Genomic DNA, 17420 nt, shown 5'->3' with positions numbered 1-17420 from the left:
GCCCACCGCGTCTGGACGGTTCCGGAGCGTTACCTGGCGTTTTCCTGGGAGCGCCGGCGTTTCGAGGCCCGCGCTCTGGCGCTTTTCGGCCATCAGCGATATATCGGTAGGTGTCGCTCACGCGGGGCGAGGCATCCCGATGGAGGTCATCATGAACGGTTCATTCAGCGGCGGCGGACAGGGTCGCCCGATGGGCGCAGGAGGTTGGGCCGGCCCCAACCTGTGGGACGCTCTCGACCAGTTGAGAGAAGGGTTCGAGCAGCGTTTCGGCCCCGGCCCCGGGGGCTTCGGCACGCGCATGGGCCGGGGCGACGTGCGGGCCGCGGTGCTCGCGCTGTTGGCGGAGCAGCCCATGCACGGCTATCAGATCATCCGCGAGATCGAGGAGCGCAGCGCCGGGGCGTGGAAGCCCAGTCCCGGCTCGGTCTATCCGACGCTGCAATTGCTCGCCGACGAGGGGCTCATCTCGGCCGAGGAGTCCGGCGACAAGAAGGTGTACTCGCTCACTGAGTCCGGTCGCGCCGAGGCCGACGCCGCCGGCGACCAGTCGGCGCCGTGGGCGTCGGCAGGGCTGAAGGACGCCGCGCGCGGCGCCGCGCTCCCCAAGGCGGGCATGCGCCTGGCGCAGGCGGCGTCCACGATCGGGCGCACCGGCACGCCCGACCAGATCCAAGCCGCAGTCGACGTGCTCGACGAGGCGCGCCGTAAGCTCTACTCCATCCTCGCCCAGGACTGAGCGGATGCCGCAGCCGCGGCATCAAGGAGACGAGATGCCAGACGCCGGCGGTACGCGCGCCCGCTACCGCCGCATACTGCGCTTCGCCGCGCTCTATATGGCGCAGGCCTGGTGGTTCGAGCTGTTCCTGCCGCGCGTCGGGTTCGCGAAGGTCGCCGAGCGCGGCCGCGCCGAGCGGATGCAGCATCTCGCGCGGCGCTTCCACGCCCTCGCAGTGTCGCTCGGCGGGCTCATGATCAAGGTGGGCCAGTTCATGTCGTCGCGCCTGGACGTGCTGCCGCCCGAGATCACGAAGGAGCTCGAAGGGCTGCAGGACGAGGTGCCGGCGGTCCCCTTCGACGCGATCCGCGCGCAGGCCGAGGCTGAGCTCGGCCTGCCGCTCGGCCGGGCGTACGCGTCGTTCGACGAGAAGCCGGTGGCTGCGGCATCGCTCGGTCAGGCCCATCGCGCCCGGCTCTGGCCGGCGGATGCCTCGGACGCGGGTTTCGCCGATGTCGTCGTGAAGGTGCAGCGGCCGGGGATCCAGGCGATCGTCGACACCGACCTCGCGGCGCTGCGCAAGGTCGCGGGGTGGCTGAGCCGCGTGCGGTTCGTGCGCGACCACGTGGACCTGCCCGCGCTCATCGAGGAGTTCGCCCAGACGAGCAACGAAGAGATCGACTACATCCACGAGGCGCAGAACGCCGAGCGGTTCGCCGCCGACTTCGCCGCCGACCCGCGGGTGGGCGCCCCGCGCGTCGCGTGGGAGCGCACGACCCGGCGCGTGCTCGCCCTCGAAGACGTCACGGCCATCAAGATCAACGACGTCGAGGCGCTGCGCGCGGCCGGCATCGACCCGTCTGCGGTCGCCTCGGACTTCGCGAGCGTCATGTTCGACCAGTTCTTCGGCGAGGGCTTCTTTCATGCCGATCCGCACCCCGGGAACGTGTTCGTCACCCGACTGCCTGCGAGCGCCGCCGGCGGACGCGCGTGGCGGCTCACGTTCGTCGACTTCGGGATGATGGGCGAGGTGCCCGACCGACTGCGCCAAGGGCTGCGCAGACTGCTCATCGCGGTCGCGGCGCGCGACGGCCGGCAGCTGGTCGCGAGCATCCAGGACGTGGGAATGCTGCTTCCCTCCGCCGACACCGCCGAGCTCGAGCGGGCGATGACGGCCCTGTTCGCCCGGTTCGGCGGCATGGGGTTCGCGCAGCTGCAGAAGGTCGACCCGCGGGAGTTCCGCGACTTCGCGTCCGAGTTCGGAGACGTCGTGCGATCGCTGCCGTTCCAGCTGCCCGAGAACTTCCTGCTGCTGATCCGTGCGGCAGGCTTGACCTCGGGGGTGTGCTCGGGGCTTGACCCCGCGTTCAACCTCTGGGAGGCCGTCGAACCGTACGCCGCCCGCCTGCTGCGCGACGAGAGCGGCAACGCCGTGCAGTCGTTCGCGCGCGAGGCGGCCTCGGTCGCAGGGATCGTCGCGCGTCTGCCGCGCCGCGTCGACGACGTCATCACGCGCATCGAGGACGGCAGGCTGAGCGTCGACCTGTCGAAGATCGACGGGCGGATGCGGCACCTGGAGCGTCTGGCCGGCCGCGTGATCGCGGCCGTGGTGTTCGCGGGGCTGCTGATTTCGGGCGCCGTGCTGCGCGCGCAGGAGTTCGGCCTCGGGACGGTGCTCATCGCCGTCTCGGCGCTTCCGCTGCTGTACGCGCTGTTCGCCGGCGGCCGGCGCCGCTAGGGCCCGCCTGACAGGTCGCAGCAGCGTCGCTGGATGACGTTGCGGGCGCTCTCGCGCACGGAGCGGGTCTTGTGCCCACGGACCGGGTCGGGTCCGTGGCCGGCCTTGAGGGGGCCGGAGTGATCGATGTGCGACACGTCGGCTTTCTCACCCCGGCGGGCGTCAGCCGCCCACCTCCTGCCTGCGCGCCCAGAGTCGCAGGCCCTCGATGAGGGCACGCAGCCCGATGTCGAACGTCACGTCGGCCGGGCGATCGGCGCTCGAACGTCGAACCCGCTCGGCCTCCGCGAACCGGGGGAACCGTGACGCGATGATGCCCGGGGACATGTTGTCTTCAGGCGCCAGGGCGTCCAGCGCTGAGCCGATGATGAACGACTCGATCGCGACGATGGCGTGAACGACGCAGTGAGTTGGCCATCCGTCGTTCTCGAGGCGTGAGGTGAGGGTTTCATACTGCGCGAATGACAGTTCGTCGGCGTCGATCGGCAGGACGGCGAGCAGCGGAATGGCACCCGGCGCCCACAGCAGCGCATCACGATAGCTGTGCGCCCACGATCGCAATCCCTCGGCGAGCGGCTCGTCGAGGAGCAGTTCGCCGTTGATCTCGCTCGTCAACGCGGCGCGCATGGCCCGGATCACTGCCGCGCGGCCGTCGAAGTGATGGTAGAGCGCCGACGGGCGGACGCCCAGAGACTGGGCGAGTGCGGTCAGGGTGAACTGCTGGGGAGTGCGGTCTTTCGCGAGGCGGAAGGCGGCCTGGAGGATCCGTTCTCTCGTGAGCACCGGCTTGGACGGCCGCCCTGCGTGTCGTTCGTTGCTCACCGTGTCTGCCTCCTGCTGGGTGAGGGTGGCGGTGATCTGGTAAATTATTGAATAGCTTTCAATAACAACTTCGCCGCACCAAAGAAGGTACAGCCGTTGAATCTTGTTTCCGCCGACAGCGTCGTCATCGGCCGCGTGATCACGATGAACACCCGTCAGCCCGTGGCCGAGGCGTTCGCTGTGCGCGGGGACCGGATTCTGGCAGTCGGCGACGTCGGGTCGATGCGGGACTACATCGGGCCCGCTACAGAGGTCGTCGCTCTGGCCGGGCAGACGGTCACCCCGGGTCTGATCGACGGGCATCTGCATCCGCTGCAGGGCCTCGAACTCACCCTCGGAGTCGATCTGGGCGGCATCACGACCGCCCAGGCTCTGCTGGCAGCGCTGCGCGAGGAGGCGAATCGGGCGATCGCGGAGGACTCGGATCCCTGGGTGCGTGGCTGGAACGTCGCGTACGACGTCTTCCGGGAGCTGCCTCTGACAGCAGCCGCGATCGATGGCGCCGTTCTCGGGCTGCCGACTCTCCTGATCCTGTTCGATGGGCACACGGCTCTGGCCAGCACGGAGGGTCTGCGTCGTGGCGGCATCACGCGAGCCCGGGAACTCGCCGACACCGGGGTGATCGTCACCGACTCCGGCGGCGTGCCGACAGGCGAGCTTCGCGAGATGTCCGCATACGAACCCGTGCGTCTGGCATCTCCGGCGGTCCCCAGGGCCGAGGTGCTGCGCAAAGCACGCGCTCTGCTCTGGGAGCTGCGATCGTCCGGGCTCACCGGAGGCTGCATCATGGACGGCGGGGCGGCGACGCTCGACCTGCTCACGGAGCTCGATGGCGGGCCTGGGCTTCCCGTTCGGCTCGTGACCGCGATCGATCACGAGCCGGGCTTCGATGAGGAGCGCACCCTCGCGAATCTGGCACTCCGCGACAACTCGGGGAAGCGCTGGCGCAGCGGGCTCGTGAAGCTGTACGCGGACGGCGTCGTAGAGACGGGGACTTCGTGGCTGTTCGACCAGGACGCCGCCGGCGGAGGGATCGAGCCCTTCTGGCGCGACATGGAAGCGTACGCGCGGACGGTGTCGCGCTACGCGTCCGCAGGCTTCCAAGTGGCCACCCACGCCATCGGCGACAGAGCAGTGGCGAGTGTGATCGACGCATACGTCCGGGTGGGGTCGCTCAGTCGTTCCGGCGCCCCACACCGAATCGAGCACCTCGAAACGATGGCGGATCGCGACGTCGCCCGGCTGGCGGCGACGGGGATCACCGCCTCTATGCAGCCGTTGCACATGCAGCATCGAAGTGCCGACGCGAGCGACGAATGGTCACGTCGGCTGGGGCCTGCCCGCGCCGCCCGCGCATGGCGGGCAGGTGACCTCTGGCGAGTCGGCGCGCCGGTCGCCCTCGGCTCCGACTGGCCGATCGCACAGAACGACGCTCGTATCGGGCTTGCGTGGGCGATGCTGCGCCGGCGCCCGGGCGATGTGCACGCGCCGGTGTTCGAAGCCGAGCAGCGGCTCACCGCATACCAGGCGCTCCACGGCTACACCATCGGGTCTGCGCTGGCTCAAGGCGACAGCGACCTCGGCATCATTGCGCCGGGGGCGCGCGCAGACTACGCGGTCTGGGCCGCGGATCCCTTGGCGGTGACCGGCGACGAGCTTGCGCAGACTCCCGTCTTCTCCATCCTGGGCGGAGATCTGTCAGAGCGTCCATCGCCCTGACGAACTGCGCCGACACGACTCCCAAGACCCGATCCCGCACCCGCGCTCACAGAGAGAAGCCCGTAGATGTCCACACTCGGCGGATTCGTCCTCTTACCCATCGCCGTCATCCTTCTCGTGGCGGTGCTGACGCGCCGCACGCTGCTGGCCCTGCTCTGCGGCACGGCAGTGGGCGCACTGCTCATCGGAGGCATGGGCGTCTTCGACACGTGGGTCGAGTACGTCGGCAAATCGCTCGCCAACGAAACCGCCCAATGGCTTCTGCTCATCGTCGTGCTGTTCGGGATCCTGATCACCCTCTTCGAAAGATCCGGGATCGTCTCCGACTTTGCGGAGAGGACGCAGCGATTCGTCAACTCACGACGCAAGTCGACCATGCTCGCGTTCCTCCTGTCGATCGTGCTGTTCATCGACGACTACCTGAACGTGCTCACGGTCGGTTCTTCGATGAAGCGCGTCACCGACCGTTACCGCGTTCCGCGCTCCGAACTCGGATCGATCATGAAGATGACGGCAGCGCCGATCGCCGTGATCGTCCCCTTCTCCACGTGGGCGCTGTTCTTCGCAGCCCTCTTCGAGGCGGAGGGCGTCACAGTCAATGGCAGCGGATTCGGCGCCTACCTTCAGGCGATTCCGTACATCTTCTTCGGCTGGACTGCGATCGTGGTCGCCTTCTTGATGAGCTCGGGCTGGCTTCCGCGCATCGGCGCGCTCCGCAGGGACAACGTGCGCGCTGAGCGCGACGGCGACGTCTTTCCGATCGGCACCACCGCCGCAGAGCGCAGCGCCGAGGGCCGAGACCTGATCGCCGAGGTGGAAGCCGATGATCCGGACGCCTCAGCCGCTCGCCGAATTGCGCTGCAGACGACGACGGCTCCGAGTGTTCGAAAGGCGCAGGCGTGGCCATTCCTCGTTTCCATGGCCACCCTCGTCGGGGTCACCGTGCTCACTGAGGCAGACGTGGTGAAGGGCACCGCGGCCGCGCTCGGGGTGACGATCGTGATCGTTCTTCTTCAGCGACGGCTCACCGTCCGTCAGGTGCTCGACGGCACACTCGACGGCGTGGGGAGCATGCTCTTCGTGGCCGTTCTGACTGTTCTTGCGTTCATGGTGCAAGAGATGAACGCCACGCTGCAGCTGGCCGAGTTCGTCATCGGCGTCACCGAACCGACACTCACCGCAGGGCTTCTGCCCGCGATCGTGTTCGCGATATGCGGCCTCTACGCCTATGCCACCGGCTCGTTCTGGGACCTCGCCGCGGTGATCACACCCGTGGTCCTTCCGCTGTCGATCGCGCTCGGCGCAGATCCCATCCTCGCCGGTGCGGCGGTGTTCTCCGGGGCTGCTCTGGGCAGCACGACCTGCCTCTACGGTGACGGGATCATCCTCGCGTCGCGCTCCATCGGCATCAAGCCGCTGAACCTGATGCTGGCGATTCTGCCCTACGCCGGCTTGGCGGCAGCGATCTCGTTCGTCCTCTATCTCGTCGTGGGCCTGACCACCTCGTGATCTGACGCACGAAGCGCTCTCGTCATGGCGCGGCCGAGGCGAGCGATGCCGGGGATCGGGGAGGTGAATCATCGGCGCGCGAAAATTAGGTTAGCCTACCCTCATGACCAAGCCACGACACCTCCTAGCATCGTTCGCCTCGCTTGCCGTGCTCGGCCTCGCCGTCACGGCGTGCGCATCGCAGGCGGCCCCTGATGAACCCGCCGCGCAGAACGCCGCGCCCGCGACGGTCCTCGTCGAAAACGCCCGCCCAACCCTTCTGCTCGTCGAAGACGGTGGCGAGAGCTCGTACCGGGAGGACACCGACGTGCCGCGTGGCTCGGTCGAGGTGCCGGTGAAGCCCTCCGCTGTCGTCACCTTCGACATCGCGACCCTCGACACCCTCGATGCGATCGGCGCGGGCGAGGCCGTCGTCGGCATCCCTGAGATCTCGCTGCCGGACTACCTGAGCCAGTACGCAGACCTGCCGAAGGTCGGCACCCTCTTCGAACCCGACTTCGAAGCGGTCGCCGAGCTCGAGCCCGACCTCATCGTGACCGCCGCCCGCAGCACCGGCCAGTACGACGAGCTCTCCGAGATCGCCACGACGATCGACCTCACAGGCACCTTCGGCGGAACGTTCGACCCGGCCGCAGGTCTGGTGCGCGCACAGCAGCTCGGCGAGATCTTCGAGATCGAGGATGCCGTCGCCGAGCGTGTCGCCGCGATCGAGGAGCTCGAGTCGGGCATCCGCGACGAGGCGACCGGCTCGGCTCTCGTGCTGTCTGTGTCGGGCGGCGAGTACGGAGCTTTCGGCGAGGGATCGAGGTTCGGCTACTTCCACGACGTTCTCGGGTTCACCCCGGCCGTCCCCGCCGCCGAGCTGCCGGGAAGCGAGGGCTCTCCGCACGGGGACACCGTCTCGAACGAGTTCATTCTGACCGCCAACCCGGACTGGATCTTCGCGTTCGACCGCGGAGCGGCCATCGGCGAGGGCAGCAGCGCCGAAGAAGCGCTGTCCAACGAGCTGGTCGAGCGCACCACTGCCGCGCAGAACGGGCGCGTCGTGCTGCTGCCCGCGAGCGAGCTCTACATCGTCATCAACGGGCTGACGGCGATCGAGAACGTCCTGGCTTCCGTGCGCGACGCGATCGCGGCCTGACTGTGCCCGCCGACCGATGCGTGAGTGAGGGGTCGGGCCGCTGACCCGCCTCTCACCCACCACGTGGATCGTCGCGGGGGTGGCATCCGTGGCCGCCCTCGCGACGATCTCGCTGTTCATCGGGGTCGCCGAGCTCGACGCCTTCGTGCTGTTGGCCAGCCGCGTACCCCGCACCGTCGCGCTCGTGCTCGCCGGGGCATCCTTCGCGATCATCGGACTGATCATGCAGCTGCTCACGCGCAATCGCTTCGTCGAACCGGGAACGACCGGAGCGACCGATGCCGCCAGCCTCGCGCTGCTCGCCGTGCTCATGACCGCACCGGGCACGCCGCTGTGGGCCAAGGCGGCAGTCGCATCGCTCGGCGCGCTCCTCGGCGTGTTCGGCTTTCTCGCGCTCGTCCGCCGCATCCCCTCGCGTTCGAGCGTGCTCGTGCCGATCGTCGGAATCCTGTATGGGAGCGTGATCGCGGCGGTGACCACCTTCATCGCCTACCGCACCGACATGCTGCAGGAGCTGCTGAGCTGGGCCGTCGGCGACTTCTCCAGTGTGCTGCGCGGGCGCTACGAGATGCTCTACTTCGCCGCCGCGGCGGCGCTCATCGCCTGGATCGCCGCCGATCGGTTCACCGTCGCCGGTCTCGGCGACGACACCGCGCGCGGGCTCGGGCTGAGCGCGCGCGGTGTGCTGGTCCTCGGCGCGACGATCATCGCCGTCGTGACCGGCACGATGATGGTCATCGTCGGCGTCCTGCCCCTTCTCGGACTCATCGCCCCCAACATCGTCAGCCGCCTCATCGGCGACAACATGCGGCGCGCGGTCCCGCTGGTCGCCCTCGTGGGCGCGGTGATCGTGCTGCTGTGCGACATCGTCGGGCGAGTGGCCCGCTTCCCGTTCGAGATCCCGATCTCTGTGGTCATGGGCGTCGTCGGCGGAGTCGTCTTCCTGTGGCTGCTGCTGAGCACCGCCCGTCCCGTGGACGCACCGGCCGGTGCGCGCCGCGGTCGAGCCGTACGCCGGATTGCGGCAGGATCATGAGCCTCGGTGTCGACGGCGCCCGCCCGGTGCGTCCCGCGTCGCGCGCACGGCCGGGACGAGCTGCGCTGCTGCGCTCACCCGGGCCTCGGCTGGCCGGGCTCGCGCTGCTGGCGCTCGTGTTCGTCGCGCTGTTCCTCGCGACGGATCTGCCCGGCAAGTGGGAGTACGCGCTCGGACTGCGCTGGCGCACCGTCGCGGGCATGATCGTCGCCGCGGCGGCGATCGGAGCTGCGACGGTCCTGTTCCAGACGATCACCGCGAACCGGATCCTCACGCCGGGGATCATGGGGTTCGACGCGGTGTTCATGGCGATCCAGGTGCTCACCGTCTTCGCGGTCGGTCCGGCCCTGCTGGTGTCGGCGCCGCCGGGCGCGTCCTGGGCCGTGGAGCTCGTGCTCACGGGAGGGGCCGTCGTGCTGCTGTACTGGTGGCTGTTCCTGCGCCGCAGACTCGACCTGCACGTCATCGTGCTGGCGGGGCTCATCCTCGGCACCGTGTTCCGCTCGGTCACCGCGTTCCTGCAGCGGCTGCTCGACCCGGACACCTTCGCGATCATCCAGAACCTCGCCTTCGCGAGCTTCACGTCGGTCGACCGAGAGCTGCTGGCCCCGACGGCCGTGCTGGTGGCCATCGCGCTCGCGTCGCTGTGGCCGATCCGTCACTCGCTCGACGTCCTGTCGCTCGGCGAGGCGACGGCGGTCACGCTCGGCGTGGAGCATCGGCGTGTCGTGATGCACGTCGTGCTCGCGATCGCGGCGATGGTCGCGGCATCCACAGCCCTCGTCGGCCCGGTGACGTTCTTCGGTCTCATCGTCGCCAACCTCGCCTACGGCGCGGTCGGTCATCGCCACCTGCGCAGCGTGCCCGCCGCGATCGCCATCGGGGTGATCGCGCTGGTGGGCGGCCAGCTCATCCTCGACCGGCTGCTCGGCTTCGCCACCGAGCTGCCCGTCGTCATCGAGTTCGTCGGCGGGGTCTTCTTCATCATCCTCGTGCTGACAGGGAGGGCACGCTGACATGATCGGCATCGACAAGGTCACCAAGCGGCACGGCGCGGTGCGCGCGGTCGACGAGGTGACGGCGCAGATCCGCACGGGACTGACGGCCATCATCGGGCCCAACGGGGCGGGCAAGTCGACGCTGCTGGCAGCGATCGCACGCCTGGTCGGCGTGGACGAGGGGTCGATCTCGATCGACGGGCTCGACGTGGCCACGACGCGCTCGCGTGATATCGCCCGTCGGCTTGCCGTGCTCCGGCAGGACAACCACCTGGCGATCCGCCTGAGCGTCGAAGACCTCGTCGCCTACGGCCGGTTTCCGCACGGCGGCTCGCGCCGAACCCCCGAAGACCGCGCGCACATCGAGCGGGCGATCGCCCTTCTCGACCTCGAAGCGGTCCGCGAGCGGTTCCTCGACGAGCTCTCCGGGGGCCAGCGCCAGCGGGCGTTCGTCGCGATGGCCCTCACGCAGGACACCGAGCACCTGCTGCTGGACGAACCGCTCAACAACCTCGACCCTCGGCACGGCGTCGCGCTCATGAAGCTGCTGCGCCATCTGGTCGACGAGCAGGGCATGACCGTCGTGGTCGTGCTGCACGACATCAACGTCGCCGCAGCCTACGCCGACGACGTGATCGCAATGCGCGACGGCCGGGTCGTTCACCACGGCCCGGTCGACACCGTCATCACCGCCGAACTGCTCGAGGAGCTCTACGACACCCCCGTTCGGATCGAACAGATCAGCGGGAGGCGTGTGGTGCTCTGGCAGTGAGCGCCCCGCGACCTTTTCGCACCCGACAAGAGACAGGACAGACATGACCACCGCCACACCCTCCACCGACTCCTCGTTCCGGCTCGTGCGGCACGGGCTCGACCTCCGCTTCCGGCAGGTCGTGCTCGCCGCTCGCACCTGGCAGACGGACTCCTACGTGCGCGTGCGCGTCGAGGGCGCCGACCTCGACGGCTTCGAATCCCTCGGCAGCGACGACCACATCCGCCTGTTCTTCCCGGATGGTCCGGTCGATTCGGTCGAGGAGCTGCGTGCGGCGCCGAGCCGCGAGTACACGCCGTTCGCGTGGGGAGACGGCTGGCTCGACGTCGAGTTCTTCATCCACGGAGATCCCGGCGATCGCGGTGTGGCCGCGCAATGGGCGGCATCCGCGCCGATCGGCGCTTCCGTCGCTGTCGGCGGCCCCCGCGGGTCGCTCGTGCTCGAGGGCCGGCCGGACGCCTGGTTCCTCGCCGGGGACGAGACCGCCGTGCCCGCCATCCGCCGGTTCGCGGCATCGATGGGACCCGACGCGGTCGGCCGGATCGTGATCGAGGTGTCCGACGGCGCCCACGAGCTCTTCGTCGAGGCGCCGGACGGCGTCGCTGTGTCGTACCTCCACCGGAACGGGGCGGCTGCCGGTTCCGCGCTCGCATTCCGTCTCGACGAGCTCTCGGCCGAGGATCGGCCCGCCGGCGACGTCTTCGCGTTCGTCGCCGCCGAGCAGGCGATCGTCAAGCCGGGTCGTGCCCTCGTGCTGGAGCGGTGGGGGCTCGACTCCGAGAGCGTCGTCGTCAAGGGCTACTGGAAGCAGGGCGACGTCTCGTATCACGCACCGCACTGACCGTGCCGTCGCGCTGTCGCCTCGGCAGCCTGAGCGGAGGCGCGGCCGGGATCAGCGAGCGGTGGCGCTGGTGCGCCCCTGCGCGAACCGCGCCTGCGCACGATCGCCCGCGCGGGTCACCGGCACGAGCTCGGTCGCCTTCGGCAGGCCCATCGGCCGGGTCGAGACGTACACGCTCTCGGCTCGCTCGACGAGGAAGGTCTCGTGCCAGATGCCGACCGCGCCGGGCGCCTTGCGCGCCAGGCCGTTGAAGCGGGTCCACGCCGGGCGGTGCTGCTGCGCGGGGTCCATCGCGTAGGCGTAGAGCTTGTCGATCGACGACCAGTACTGCACGACGTACGGGCCCCCCGCGCCCAGCAGCAGCTCGTACCCGAGGAATCCCGAGTCCGGATCCCGGCTCAGCTCGCGCAGCATGCCGGGCATCGCGGCGAACACCGGCGCCCACAGGTCGGGGCGCCACCATCTGTTGATCTGCATGCCGATGTGGAAGACGACGAGTTCGCCCTCGTGCCTGTGGGTCATGCGGCCCGCGACGATCCGTGACATGTCCGCTCCTTCGATAGTGGTGCTATCTATATTGGATAGGGCTACTATCGATGTCAAGGGGGTGTCGATGAGGATTTCCGAGCTGTCCGAGCACACCGGGGTGCCGATCGCGACGATCAAGTACTACCTGCGCGAAGGGCTCGTGCCCGAGGGCGCGCGCACGTCTGCGACGCAGGCGACCTACGACCGGACGCACCTCGAGCGGATCCGCGTGATCCGGGCGCTCATCGCCGCGGGTGTGAGCATCGCCGGAGCGCGCAAGGTGATCGCCGCGCTCGACGACCCGCCCGACAGCGGCCACGACCTGCTCGGCGCCGCGCATGCCGCGGTCACCCCGCCCCTCGACGATGGGCTCGACGTCGCCGAGGCGGAGCGGCTCGTCGCCGGGCTCGGGTGGCGGCCCGGGCTCTGCGACCGTGAGGTGCTCGGCGGGGTCGCCCGCTCGCTCGACGCGCTGCGCGGCTCGGGCTTCACCGTGCCGGACGAGGTCATGGCCGCCTACCTCGACGCGCTGCGCGCGATCGCGCGCGCCGAGATCGCCGGCATTCCGACCGAGTCGCCCGAGGCTGCCGTGCGCTACGTGGTGCTCGGCTCGGTCCTGGTCGAGCCGCTGCTGCTGGCCCTGCGCCGGGTGGCCGAGCAGATCGCGTCCGCCGAGCGCTTCGGGGCTTCCGAGGCGAAGGAGTAGACGACGGATGCCGCGACCCGCGCGGGGCCGCGGCATCCGCCGATCTGTCGTGCAGGCCGCGGTCAGGCGGTCGTGTCGGCGCGCTTGGGAAGCACCCAGTCCGCGCGCAGGAAGTGGCAGCTGTAGCCGTTCGGGATGCGCAAGAGGTAGTCCTGGTGCTCGGGCTCAGCCTCCCAGAACGGGGCCTCGGGCTCGATGGTCGTCACGGCCTTCGCCGGCCACAGGCCCGACGCGTCGACGTCGGCGATCGTGTCACGGGCGACGTCTGCCTGCTCGGGGCTGAGCGGGAAGATCGCCGAGCGGTAGCTCGTGCCCACGTCGTTGCCCTGGCGGTTGAGGGTCGAGGGGTCGTGGATCTGGAAGAAGAAGGCCAGGATGTCGCGGTACGACGTCTTGGTCGGGTCGAACACGATCTCGACCGCCTCGGCGTGGCCGGGGTGGTTGCGGTAGGTGGCGTGGTCGTTGCTGCCGCCGGTGTACCCGACGCGCGTGGCGAGCACGCCGGGCTGGCGGCGGATGAGGTCCTCGACGCCCCAGAAGCAGCCGCCGGCGAGTACGGCGGTCTCGGTGCCGGGGGTGCGGGTGATCTCTCCCGTGTCGAAGGGTCCACTGGTCATGATGCGCTCTCCTGGTCGTTCGTGATGGTCTCGGCGCCGGCGGTGGCCTCGAAGAGTCGGCGGTACTCCCCGTAGCCCTGGGCGTCGAGCTCGGCGGCCGGCACGAAGCGCAGCGCGGCCGAGTTCATGCAGTATCTCAAGCCTCCGGCATCACGGGGGCCGTCGTCGAAGACGTGCCCCAGGTGGCTGTCGGCGCCCGATGACCGCACCTCGGTGCGGGGCATCCACAAGGCCCTGTCGGTCTTGGTCGTCACGGCGTCCTGTGCGATCGGCTTGGTGAAGCTCGGCCAGCCGGTGCGGCTGTCGTACTTGTCGGTCGACGAGAACAGCGGCTGTCCTGAGACGACATCGACGTAGATGCCGGCGTCGTGGTTGTTCCAGTACGCGTTGCGGAAGGCGGGCTCGGTGCCCTCCTCCTGCGTCACGCGGTATTGCGTGTCGGTGAGGCGGGCGAGCGCCTCGGGAGTCTTGCTGTAGTCCTGCGGATTCACGTGCGGTTCCTCCTTCGTCGGCGGCGCTGGATGTGACGCCATAGAGAAGAACGGATGCCGCCTCGCATTTGGTCCCGCGAAGCTGGGAGCCCGCTGTGAGTTGCGCGGTGATCTGGAGGCGCATGTCGCTGGCAAGCGGGTCGTCTGCAGACCGGAGCGGGTCTACGACGAGTGCGGCGCCCTCGGTGCCGGTGACCACGACAGTCTGCGCGCCGAGTGCGCGCGAATCCGCCCAGCGCTCACCGACCTGGACCCCGACCCGCGGCGCGGCCGCGCGTACGCTACGGGTATGAACACCCGGGTCTTCCGCATGAGCTTCGCGAAGGTCTACCCGCTGTACGTGCAGAAGGCCGAGAAGAAGGGCCGCACCAGGGCCGAGGTCGACGAGGTCATCGAGTGGCTCACCGGCTTCGACGATGCCGACCTGCAACGGCACCTCGCCGACGGCACGAGCTTCGAGGATCTCTTCGCCGATGCGCAGCTCAACCCGAACGCCTCTCTCATCAAGGGCGTCGTGTGCGGCGTGCGGGTCGAAGAGCTCGAAGACCCGCTGATGCAGAAGATCCGCTACCTCGACAAGCTCGTCGACGAACTCGCCAAGGGCAAGGCGATGCAGCAGATCCTCCGTACGCCGTGACCGACGCCGATCAGTCGACGAGCCGCTCGTCCACGCCGACCCGCGATCCCGGGCGCGGCGTGTGCTGGTCGACGCAGGCGCGAGGCGAGTCCCGCGGCGGAGTCAGCGGGGGCTCCCCGCCACGCACGGCGAAGAACCCCCCACCCTGGCGCGCGGGGGACGCGCCAGGGACGAGGGGTGGGCCGGGAGGTCTCGAGTCCGGGTCGGGAAACCGTTCGGCCGGGGAGAGGGCCGCCCGACTCGGCCCTTCAGGGGAAACTATCTGACCGCCACGAACACTGTGTCGCGGCCGAGCAGATCGAGGCCGATGGCGATCGTGCCCTGGCCCGCGGTCTCCGACGGCACGGCGAACGCGATGTTGCCGGTCACGCTGCCGCCGGTGTAGAGCTCGGTGGTCATGGGGAAGGGGTCGGGGGTGAGCACGACCGGGTCGTACCAGTCGATCGTCACACCGTCGGGCGTCACATAGCCGAAGCTCAGCAGCGCGGGAATGCCGGAGTCATCGCCGACATACGTGGTGGTGATGTTCACGAGGATGAATTCGTACCCGTCGGGGGCCGGCTGGTTGTACGGGTTCTCGGCCATGATCGCGTCGTTCGCCGCGAACTGCACGCTGTTGACGACGACCTGCCAGTCGTCGTCGCCGACGACGGCGCCCAGCGCCACCGGGTTCGTGCGCGTGCCTTCGGAGTCGGATGCCGCGTCATCGCCGGGTTCGTCGGTTTGGTGCTCTTGTATGACGACCGTGTCACCGCTCTGGTCGAGCGCATTGTCCACGACGAACGCCATCGTCACGAAGAACACGACCACTCCGAGGATCGTGCCGACGATCGAGACGGCCAGTCCCGCGATTCCCATTCCCTTGCCCTTGCCGCTCAGCAGCAGCGACACGATGGCCAGGACGAATGCGACCGGCAGGAGCACCCAGCCGATGATGAACACGCCGGGGATGAGCGCGAACACGGTGCCGACGATCGCGAGTATCATCGAGACCAGGCCGACGATGTTGAGCGCCTTTGCGGGGGGCTCAGGCGCGCGGGGCGCGGGTGCAGGCGGGGGGACGGCTGCTCCCGGGGCGACCGTTACCGTGCCGGCCGTGGGTGCGGGGCCGGCGTGCTCGGTCCAGGCGGTGCCGTTCCACCACCTCTGGCGACCCGATCCGTCGTCGTACCATCCTGCGGGGGTGCTCATCGTTCCTCCAGGGCGACGATCGCGTCGCAACCTCTGCTCTATGTGGTCAGGCCACAGCTTATCGTGGGCGAGCGGACCACCGACAGCAAAGGAGCCTGGGAGATGACTGGGCATCTCCTGATAGGCGGCGCGGAGACGTCGGTCGTCGGTCTCAGTCGCGCAGGCCGATGCGATCCGGGATCTCGAACGGAAGGTGCGGCAGCCACGACGCGGGATCCGGCCATGGGCGCGACGACGGCAGCGCGGTGAGCAGGCGCCGGATGGCGGCATCGGCGGGCGCGGCCGGTGCGCGCGAGGCGATCACCCGCTGCGGCGCATGGTGGCCCAGCGCGCCGCACCACCAGTGCCGCCACGTGTCCGGGGCATCCTGCGGCTCGAGCACGATGTAGTAGTCCGGCATCAGGGCCGCACCCGAGTCGAACCGGGCGATCGCCGTCTCGACCTCGAGCTCGAGGGCGCCGAGGGTCGCGCGTTGCTCGAACAGCTCGACCCACGCCGCGGCGACGTGCTCGAGCGGATCGGCGTCGTGAACGATCCACGGGGTCCCGGCCGCAGCGATCCGGCGCGTCGCCAGGTCGGGCTCACTGCCGTGCAGCGACAGGGTCTCAACCCCGGCGAGGCCGTCGAGCGTGGCCAGCGCGTCGTCGGACTGCTCGCCGACGATCGCGACGATCGTGCCGGTGGGTGCCGTGTGCGCCATGTTCGATGGTACGACGGATGCCTCGCTCAGACCTCGACGGGCACGCCGTCCGGCAGCCACCGGAACCTCTCGCGCACGGCGGGCGGGGCATCGGCCACCGCCGACCGCATGCCGTCCTCGCCGTCGCGAAAGTGCGACCAGCCGTCGTAGTGGGCAGGCACCGCCACGCGCGGCTCGAGTTCGGCGACCAGGCGCACAGCCTCGCTGCCGGTCATCGTGTAGCGAAGCGGCCCCGTCGCACCGAATCGCACACCGCCGGCATTGACGATCGCGACGTCGACGTCGAGCTCGCGCGCCGCCTGACGCACCTGCTTGGTGAGCACGGTGTCGCCGGTCACCCACAGGGCGGCCTCGTCTCGGCCGGGCAGCCGGATCGCGAACCCGACGACATCGCCCACGATCGGCTGGCTCAGCGGCGGCCCGTGCCGGCACGGCGTGGCGGTGACCTGCAGGCGTGGCCTGCCGTCGGTCTCCAGCTCCACCGATTCGCCGGCGCGCAACCCGTGCACGTTCGGCAGCGCCAGGCGCCGCGCGCCGCTCGCCGTGGTCACGACGTGCCGCGCATCCGGCAGCAGTGCGCGACCGGCGGGGTCGAGGTTGTCGGCGTGGTGGTCGTGGCTGACCAGCACGAGGTCGAACAGGCCGAGGTCCGCCGCGGCGACCGCGGGTCCGCGAGTCTTCACGCTCGAGGTTCCCAGGGCGAAGGCGTACCGCTTCCCGGGCGGATCGAAGGTGGGGTCGACGAGGATCCGCCAGCCCTCGAGCTCGACCAGCACGGTCGGGCCGCCGATCCGGGTCATGCGCATGGGGGCTCCATCGCACTGACGCTACTGTGCGCCCGATCCCAGGGCTAGCTGTTCTTCCCATTGACGTTGTGGACGCGGTCGATGGGTGCTTGGCCTCCGATGCCGGTGTGGGGTCGATGGTGATTGTAGTGGTGCAGCCAGGCGGGGTAGCTTGCGGCTCGCTGCTGGTCTGAGTCGTAGTGGCGGGCGTAGGCCCACTCGTCGGCGAGGGTGCGGTGGAACCGCTCGATCTTCCCGTTCGTCTGCGGCCGATACGGACGCGTGTACTTGTGTTTCACGTCCTCGCCGAGCGCGTCGTTGAACACCTTCGACCGGTAGCAGGAGCCGTTGTCGGTCATCACCCGCTGCACGGTGATGCCGTGCTCGGCGAAGAACGCGTTCGCGCGGCGCCAGAACCCGCCGGCGGTGTCCTTGCGTTCGTCGTCGAGGATCTCCGAGTAGACCAGTCGGGCG

20 protein-coding genes are annotated in these 17420 nt (G+C 69.4%); 11 read left to right on the top strand and 9 right to left on the bottom strand.

What is annotated here, in order from left to right:
* Positions 1-151 precede the first annotated feature (151 nt).
* Both AB1K54_RS08000 and AB1K54_RS07995 read left to right on the top strand, forming a co-directional pair.
* A complete protein-coding gene (locus tag AB1K54_RS08000; protein ID WP_371202221.1) occupies positions 152-736 on the top strand; it encodes a PadR family transcriptional regulator in 585 nt (194 codons plus the stop codon).
* A gap of 34 nt (positions 737-770) precedes the next feature.
* Complete coding sequence (locus tag AB1K54_RS07995; protein ID WP_371202220.1) at positions 771-2453, top strand: ABC1 kinase family protein; 1683 nt, start codon at positions 771-773, stop codon at positions 2451-2453.
* Here AB1K54_RS07995 and AB1K54_RS07990 read toward each other — a convergent pair.
* Positions 2450-2590: a hypothetical protein gene (locus tag AB1K54_RS07990; RefSeq protein WP_371202219.1), complete on the bottom strand. Its 141-nt coding sequence runs from the start codon at positions 2588-2590 to the stop codon at positions 2450-2452. The two genes, AB1K54_RS07995 and AB1K54_RS07990, sit on opposite strands and share 4 nt — an antisense overlap.
* Positions 2591-2615: 25 nt before the next feature.
* Positions 2616-3584 carry a TetR/AcrR family transcriptional regulator gene (locus tag AB1K54_RS07985; protein ID WP_371202218.1) on the bottom strand — a complete coding sequence of 323 codons (969 nt, stop codon included), beginning with the start codon at positions 3582-3584 and terminating at the stop codon, positions 2616-2618.
* On the opposite strand from AB1K54_RS07985, the gene AB1K54_RS07980 reads away from it, so the two are divergent.
* From AB1K54_RS07980 to AB1K54_RS07950, 7 genes are all read left to right on the top strand, one after another.
* Complete coding sequence (locus AB1K54_RS07980; protein ID WP_371202217.1) at positions 3498-4994, top strand: amidohydrolase; 1497 nt, start codon at positions 3498-3500, stop codon at positions 4992-4994. The genes AB1K54_RS07985 and AB1K54_RS07980 overlap by 87 nt on opposite strands.
* 66 nt (positions 4995-5060) lie before the next feature.
* On the top strand, positions 5061-6503 hold the full coding sequence (locus AB1K54_RS07975; protein WP_371202216.1) for a Na+/H+ antiporter NhaC family protein: 1443 nt from the start codon (positions 5061-5063) through the stop codon (positions 6501-6503).
* A 103-nt stretch (positions 6504-6606) separates the two neighbouring features.
* Positions 6607-7644, top strand: coding sequence for a siderophore ABC transporter substrate-binding protein (locus AB1K54_RS07970; protein WP_371202215.1), 1038 nt, complete (start codon positions 6607-6609; stop codon positions 7642-7644).
* A 79-nt stretch (positions 7645-7723) separates the two neighbouring features.
* Positions 7724-8680: an iron chelate uptake ABC transporter family permease subunit gene (locus AB1K54_RS07965; protein ID WP_371202214.1), complete on the top strand. Its 957-nt coding sequence runs from the start codon at positions 7724-7726 to the stop codon at positions 8678-8680.
* Positions 8677-9696, top strand: a complete 1020-nt coding sequence (locus tag AB1K54_RS07960; RefSeq protein WP_371202213.1) for an iron chelate uptake ABC transporter family permease subunit — start codon at positions 8677-8679, stop codon at positions 9694-9696. The genes AB1K54_RS07965 and AB1K54_RS07960 overlap by 4 nt, the downstream gene beginning before the upstream one ends.
* Position 9697: 1 nt before the next feature.
* The gene (locus AB1K54_RS07955; RefSeq protein WP_371202212.1) at positions 9698-10450 is read left to right on the top strand and encodes an ABC transporter ATP-binding protein; all 753 of its coding nucleotides are present in this window, start codon (positions 9698-9700) and stop codon (positions 10448-10450) included.
* A 43-nt stretch (positions 10451-10493) separates the two neighbouring features.
* The gene (locus tag AB1K54_RS07950; protein WP_371202211.1) at positions 10494-11291 is read left to right on the top strand and encodes a siderophore-interacting protein; all 798 of its coding nucleotides are present in this window, start codon (positions 10494-10496) and stop codon (positions 11289-11291) included.
* 51 nt (positions 11292-11342) lie between these two features.
* Here the strand turns inward: AB1K54_RS07950 and AB1K54_RS07945 are convergent, their stop codons facing one another.
* Positions 11343-11837, bottom strand: a complete 495-nt coding sequence (locus AB1K54_RS07945) for a DUF4188 domain-containing protein (RefSeq protein WP_371202210.1) — start codon at positions 11835-11837, stop codon at positions 11343-11345.
* A 67-nt stretch (positions 11838-11904) separates the two neighbouring features.
* Here AB1K54_RS07945 and AB1K54_RS07940 point away from each other — a divergent pair, with 67 nt between their 5' ends.
* Positions 11905-12525, top strand: a complete 621-nt coding sequence (locus AB1K54_RS07940) for a MerR family transcriptional regulator (protein ID WP_371202209.1) — start codon at positions 11905-11907, stop codon at positions 12523-12525.
* Positions 12526-12587: 62 nt separating this feature from the next.
* On the opposite strand, the gene msrA is transcribed toward AB1K54_RS07940, so the two are convergent.
* Together msrA and msrB are read right to left on the bottom strand one after the other, a co-directional pair.
* The gene (msrA, locus tag AB1K54_RS07935; RefSeq protein ID WP_371202208.1) at positions 12588-13142 is read right to left on the bottom strand and encodes a peptide-methionine (S)-S-oxide reductase MsrA; all 555 of its coding nucleotides are present in this window, start codon (positions 13140-13142) and stop codon (positions 12588-12590) included.
* Positions 13139-13633, bottom strand: coding sequence for a peptide-methionine (R)-S-oxide reductase MsrB (gene msrB / locus AB1K54_RS07930; RefSeq protein ID WP_371202207.1), 495 nt, complete (start codon positions 13631-13633; stop codon positions 13139-13141). The genes msrA and msrB overlap by 4 nt, the downstream gene beginning before the upstream one ends.
* A 289-nt stretch (positions 13634-13922) precedes the next feature.
* Here msrB and AB1K54_RS07925 point away from each other — a divergent pair, with 289 nt between their 5' ends.
* Entirely contained in the window at positions 13923-14270 is a 348-nt protein-coding gene (locus AB1K54_RS07925; RefSeq protein WP_371202206.1) for a DUF2200 domain-containing protein, read from the top strand.
* A gap of 258 nt (positions 14271-14528) precedes the next feature.
* On the opposite strand, the gene AB1K54_RS07920 is transcribed toward AB1K54_RS07925, so the two are convergent.
* The 4 genes from AB1K54_RS07920 to AB1K54_RS07905 form a co-directional block, all read right to left on the bottom strand.
* Positions 14529-15461, bottom strand: coding sequence for a DUF2510 domain-containing protein (locus AB1K54_RS07920; protein WP_371202205.1), 933 nt, complete (start codon positions 15459-15461; stop codon positions 14529-14531).
* Positions 15462-15612: 151 nt separating this feature from the next.
* Positions 15613-16161 carry a hypothetical protein gene (locus tag AB1K54_RS07915; protein WP_371202204.1) on the bottom strand — a complete coding sequence of 183 codons (549 nt, stop codon included), beginning with the start codon at positions 16159-16161 and terminating at the stop codon, positions 15613-15615.
* A 26-nt stretch (positions 16162-16187) separates the two neighbouring features.
* On the bottom strand, positions 16188-16967 hold the full coding sequence (locus AB1K54_RS07910; protein WP_371202203.1) for an MBL fold metallo-hydrolase: 780 nt from the start codon (positions 16965-16967) through the stop codon (positions 16188-16190).
* Positions 16968-17011: 44 nt separating this feature from the next.
* Positions 17012-17420, bottom strand: a 409-nt coding sequence (locus AB1K54_RS07905; RefSeq protein WP_371202202.1) for an integrase core domain-containing protein, incomplete at its 5' end; no start/stop codon positions are given.

The sequence above is a fragment of the Microbacterium sp. BWT-B31 genome (genome assembly GCF_041379855.1).
Classification (GTDB): domain Bacteria; phylum Actinomycetota; class Actinomycetes; order Actinomycetales; family Microbacteriaceae; genus Microbacterium.
Note: the sequence above shows the minus strand (reverse complement) of the source record. Positions and strands in the feature narration are given on the sequence as shown.

What these genes read in the sequence shown, in the direction of transcription:
- AB1K54_RS08000 (WP_371202221.1), top strand. Translation starts at nt 152, where the DNA reads ATGAACGGTTCATTCAGCGGCGGCGGACAGGGTCGCCCGATGGGCGCA.
- AB1K54_RS07995 (WP_371202220.1), top strand. Translation starts at nt 771, where the DNA reads ATGCCAGACGCCGGCGGTACGCGCGCCCGCTACCGCCGCATACTGCGC.
- AB1K54_RS07980 (WP_371202217.1), top strand. Translation starts at nt 3,498, where the DNA reads ATGCGGGACTACATCGGGCCCGCTACAGAGGTCGTCGCTCTGGCCGGG.
- AB1K54_RS07985 (WP_371202218.1), bottom strand. Translation starts at nt 3,584, where the DNA reads ATGCAGATGCCCGTCGATCAGACCCGGGGTGACCGTCTGCCCGGCCAG.
- AB1K54_RS07975 (WP_371202216.1), top strand. Translation starts at nt 5,061, where the DNA reads ATGTCCACACTCGGCGGATTCGTCCTCTTACCCATCGCCGTCATCCTT.
- AB1K54_RS07970 (WP_371202215.1), top strand. Translation starts at nt 6,607, where the DNA reads ATGACCAAGCCACGACACCTCCTAGCATCGTTCGCCTCGCTTGCCGTG.
- AB1K54_RS07960 (WP_371202213.1), top strand. Translation starts at nt 8,677, where the DNA reads ATGAGCCTCGGTGTCGACGGCGCCCGCCCGGTGCGTCCCGCGTCGCGC.
- AB1K54_RS07955 (WP_371202212.1), top strand. Translation starts at nt 9,698, where the DNA reads ATGATCGGCATCGACAAGGTCACCAAGCGGCACGGCGCGGTGCGCGCG.
- AB1K54_RS07950 (WP_371202211.1), top strand. Translation starts at nt 10,494, where the DNA reads ATGACCACCGCCACACCCTCCACCGACTCCTCGTTCCGGCTCGTGCGG.
- AB1K54_RS07945 (WP_371202210.1), bottom strand. Translation starts at nt 11,837, where the DNA reads ATGTCACGGATCGTCGCGGGCCGCATGACCCACAGGCACGAGGGCGAA.
- AB1K54_RS07940 (WP_371202209.1), top strand. Translation starts at nt 11,905, where the DNA reads ATGAGGATTTCCGAGCTGTCCGAGCACACCGGGGTGCCGATCGCGACG.
- msrA (WP_371202208.1), bottom strand. Translation starts at nt 13,142, where the DNA reads ATGACCAGTGGACCCTTCGACACGGGAGAGATCACCCGCACCCCCGGC.
- AB1K54_RS07925 (WP_371202206.1), top strand. Translation starts at nt 13,923, where the DNA reads ATGAACACCCGGGTCTTCCGCATGAGCTTCGCGAAGGTCTACCCGCTG.
- AB1K54_RS07920 (WP_371202205.1), bottom strand. Translation starts at nt 15,461, where the DNA reads ATGAGCACCCCCGCAGGATGGTACGACGACGGATCGGGTCGCCAGAGG.
- AB1K54_RS07915 (WP_371202204.1), bottom strand. Translation starts at nt 16,161, where the DNA reads ATGGCGCACACGGCACCCACCGGCACGATCGTCGCGATCGTCGGCGAG.
- AB1K54_RS07910 (WP_371202203.1), bottom strand. Translation starts at nt 16,967, where the DNA reads ATGCGCATGACCCGGATCGGCGGCCCGACCGTGCTGGTCGAGCTCGAG.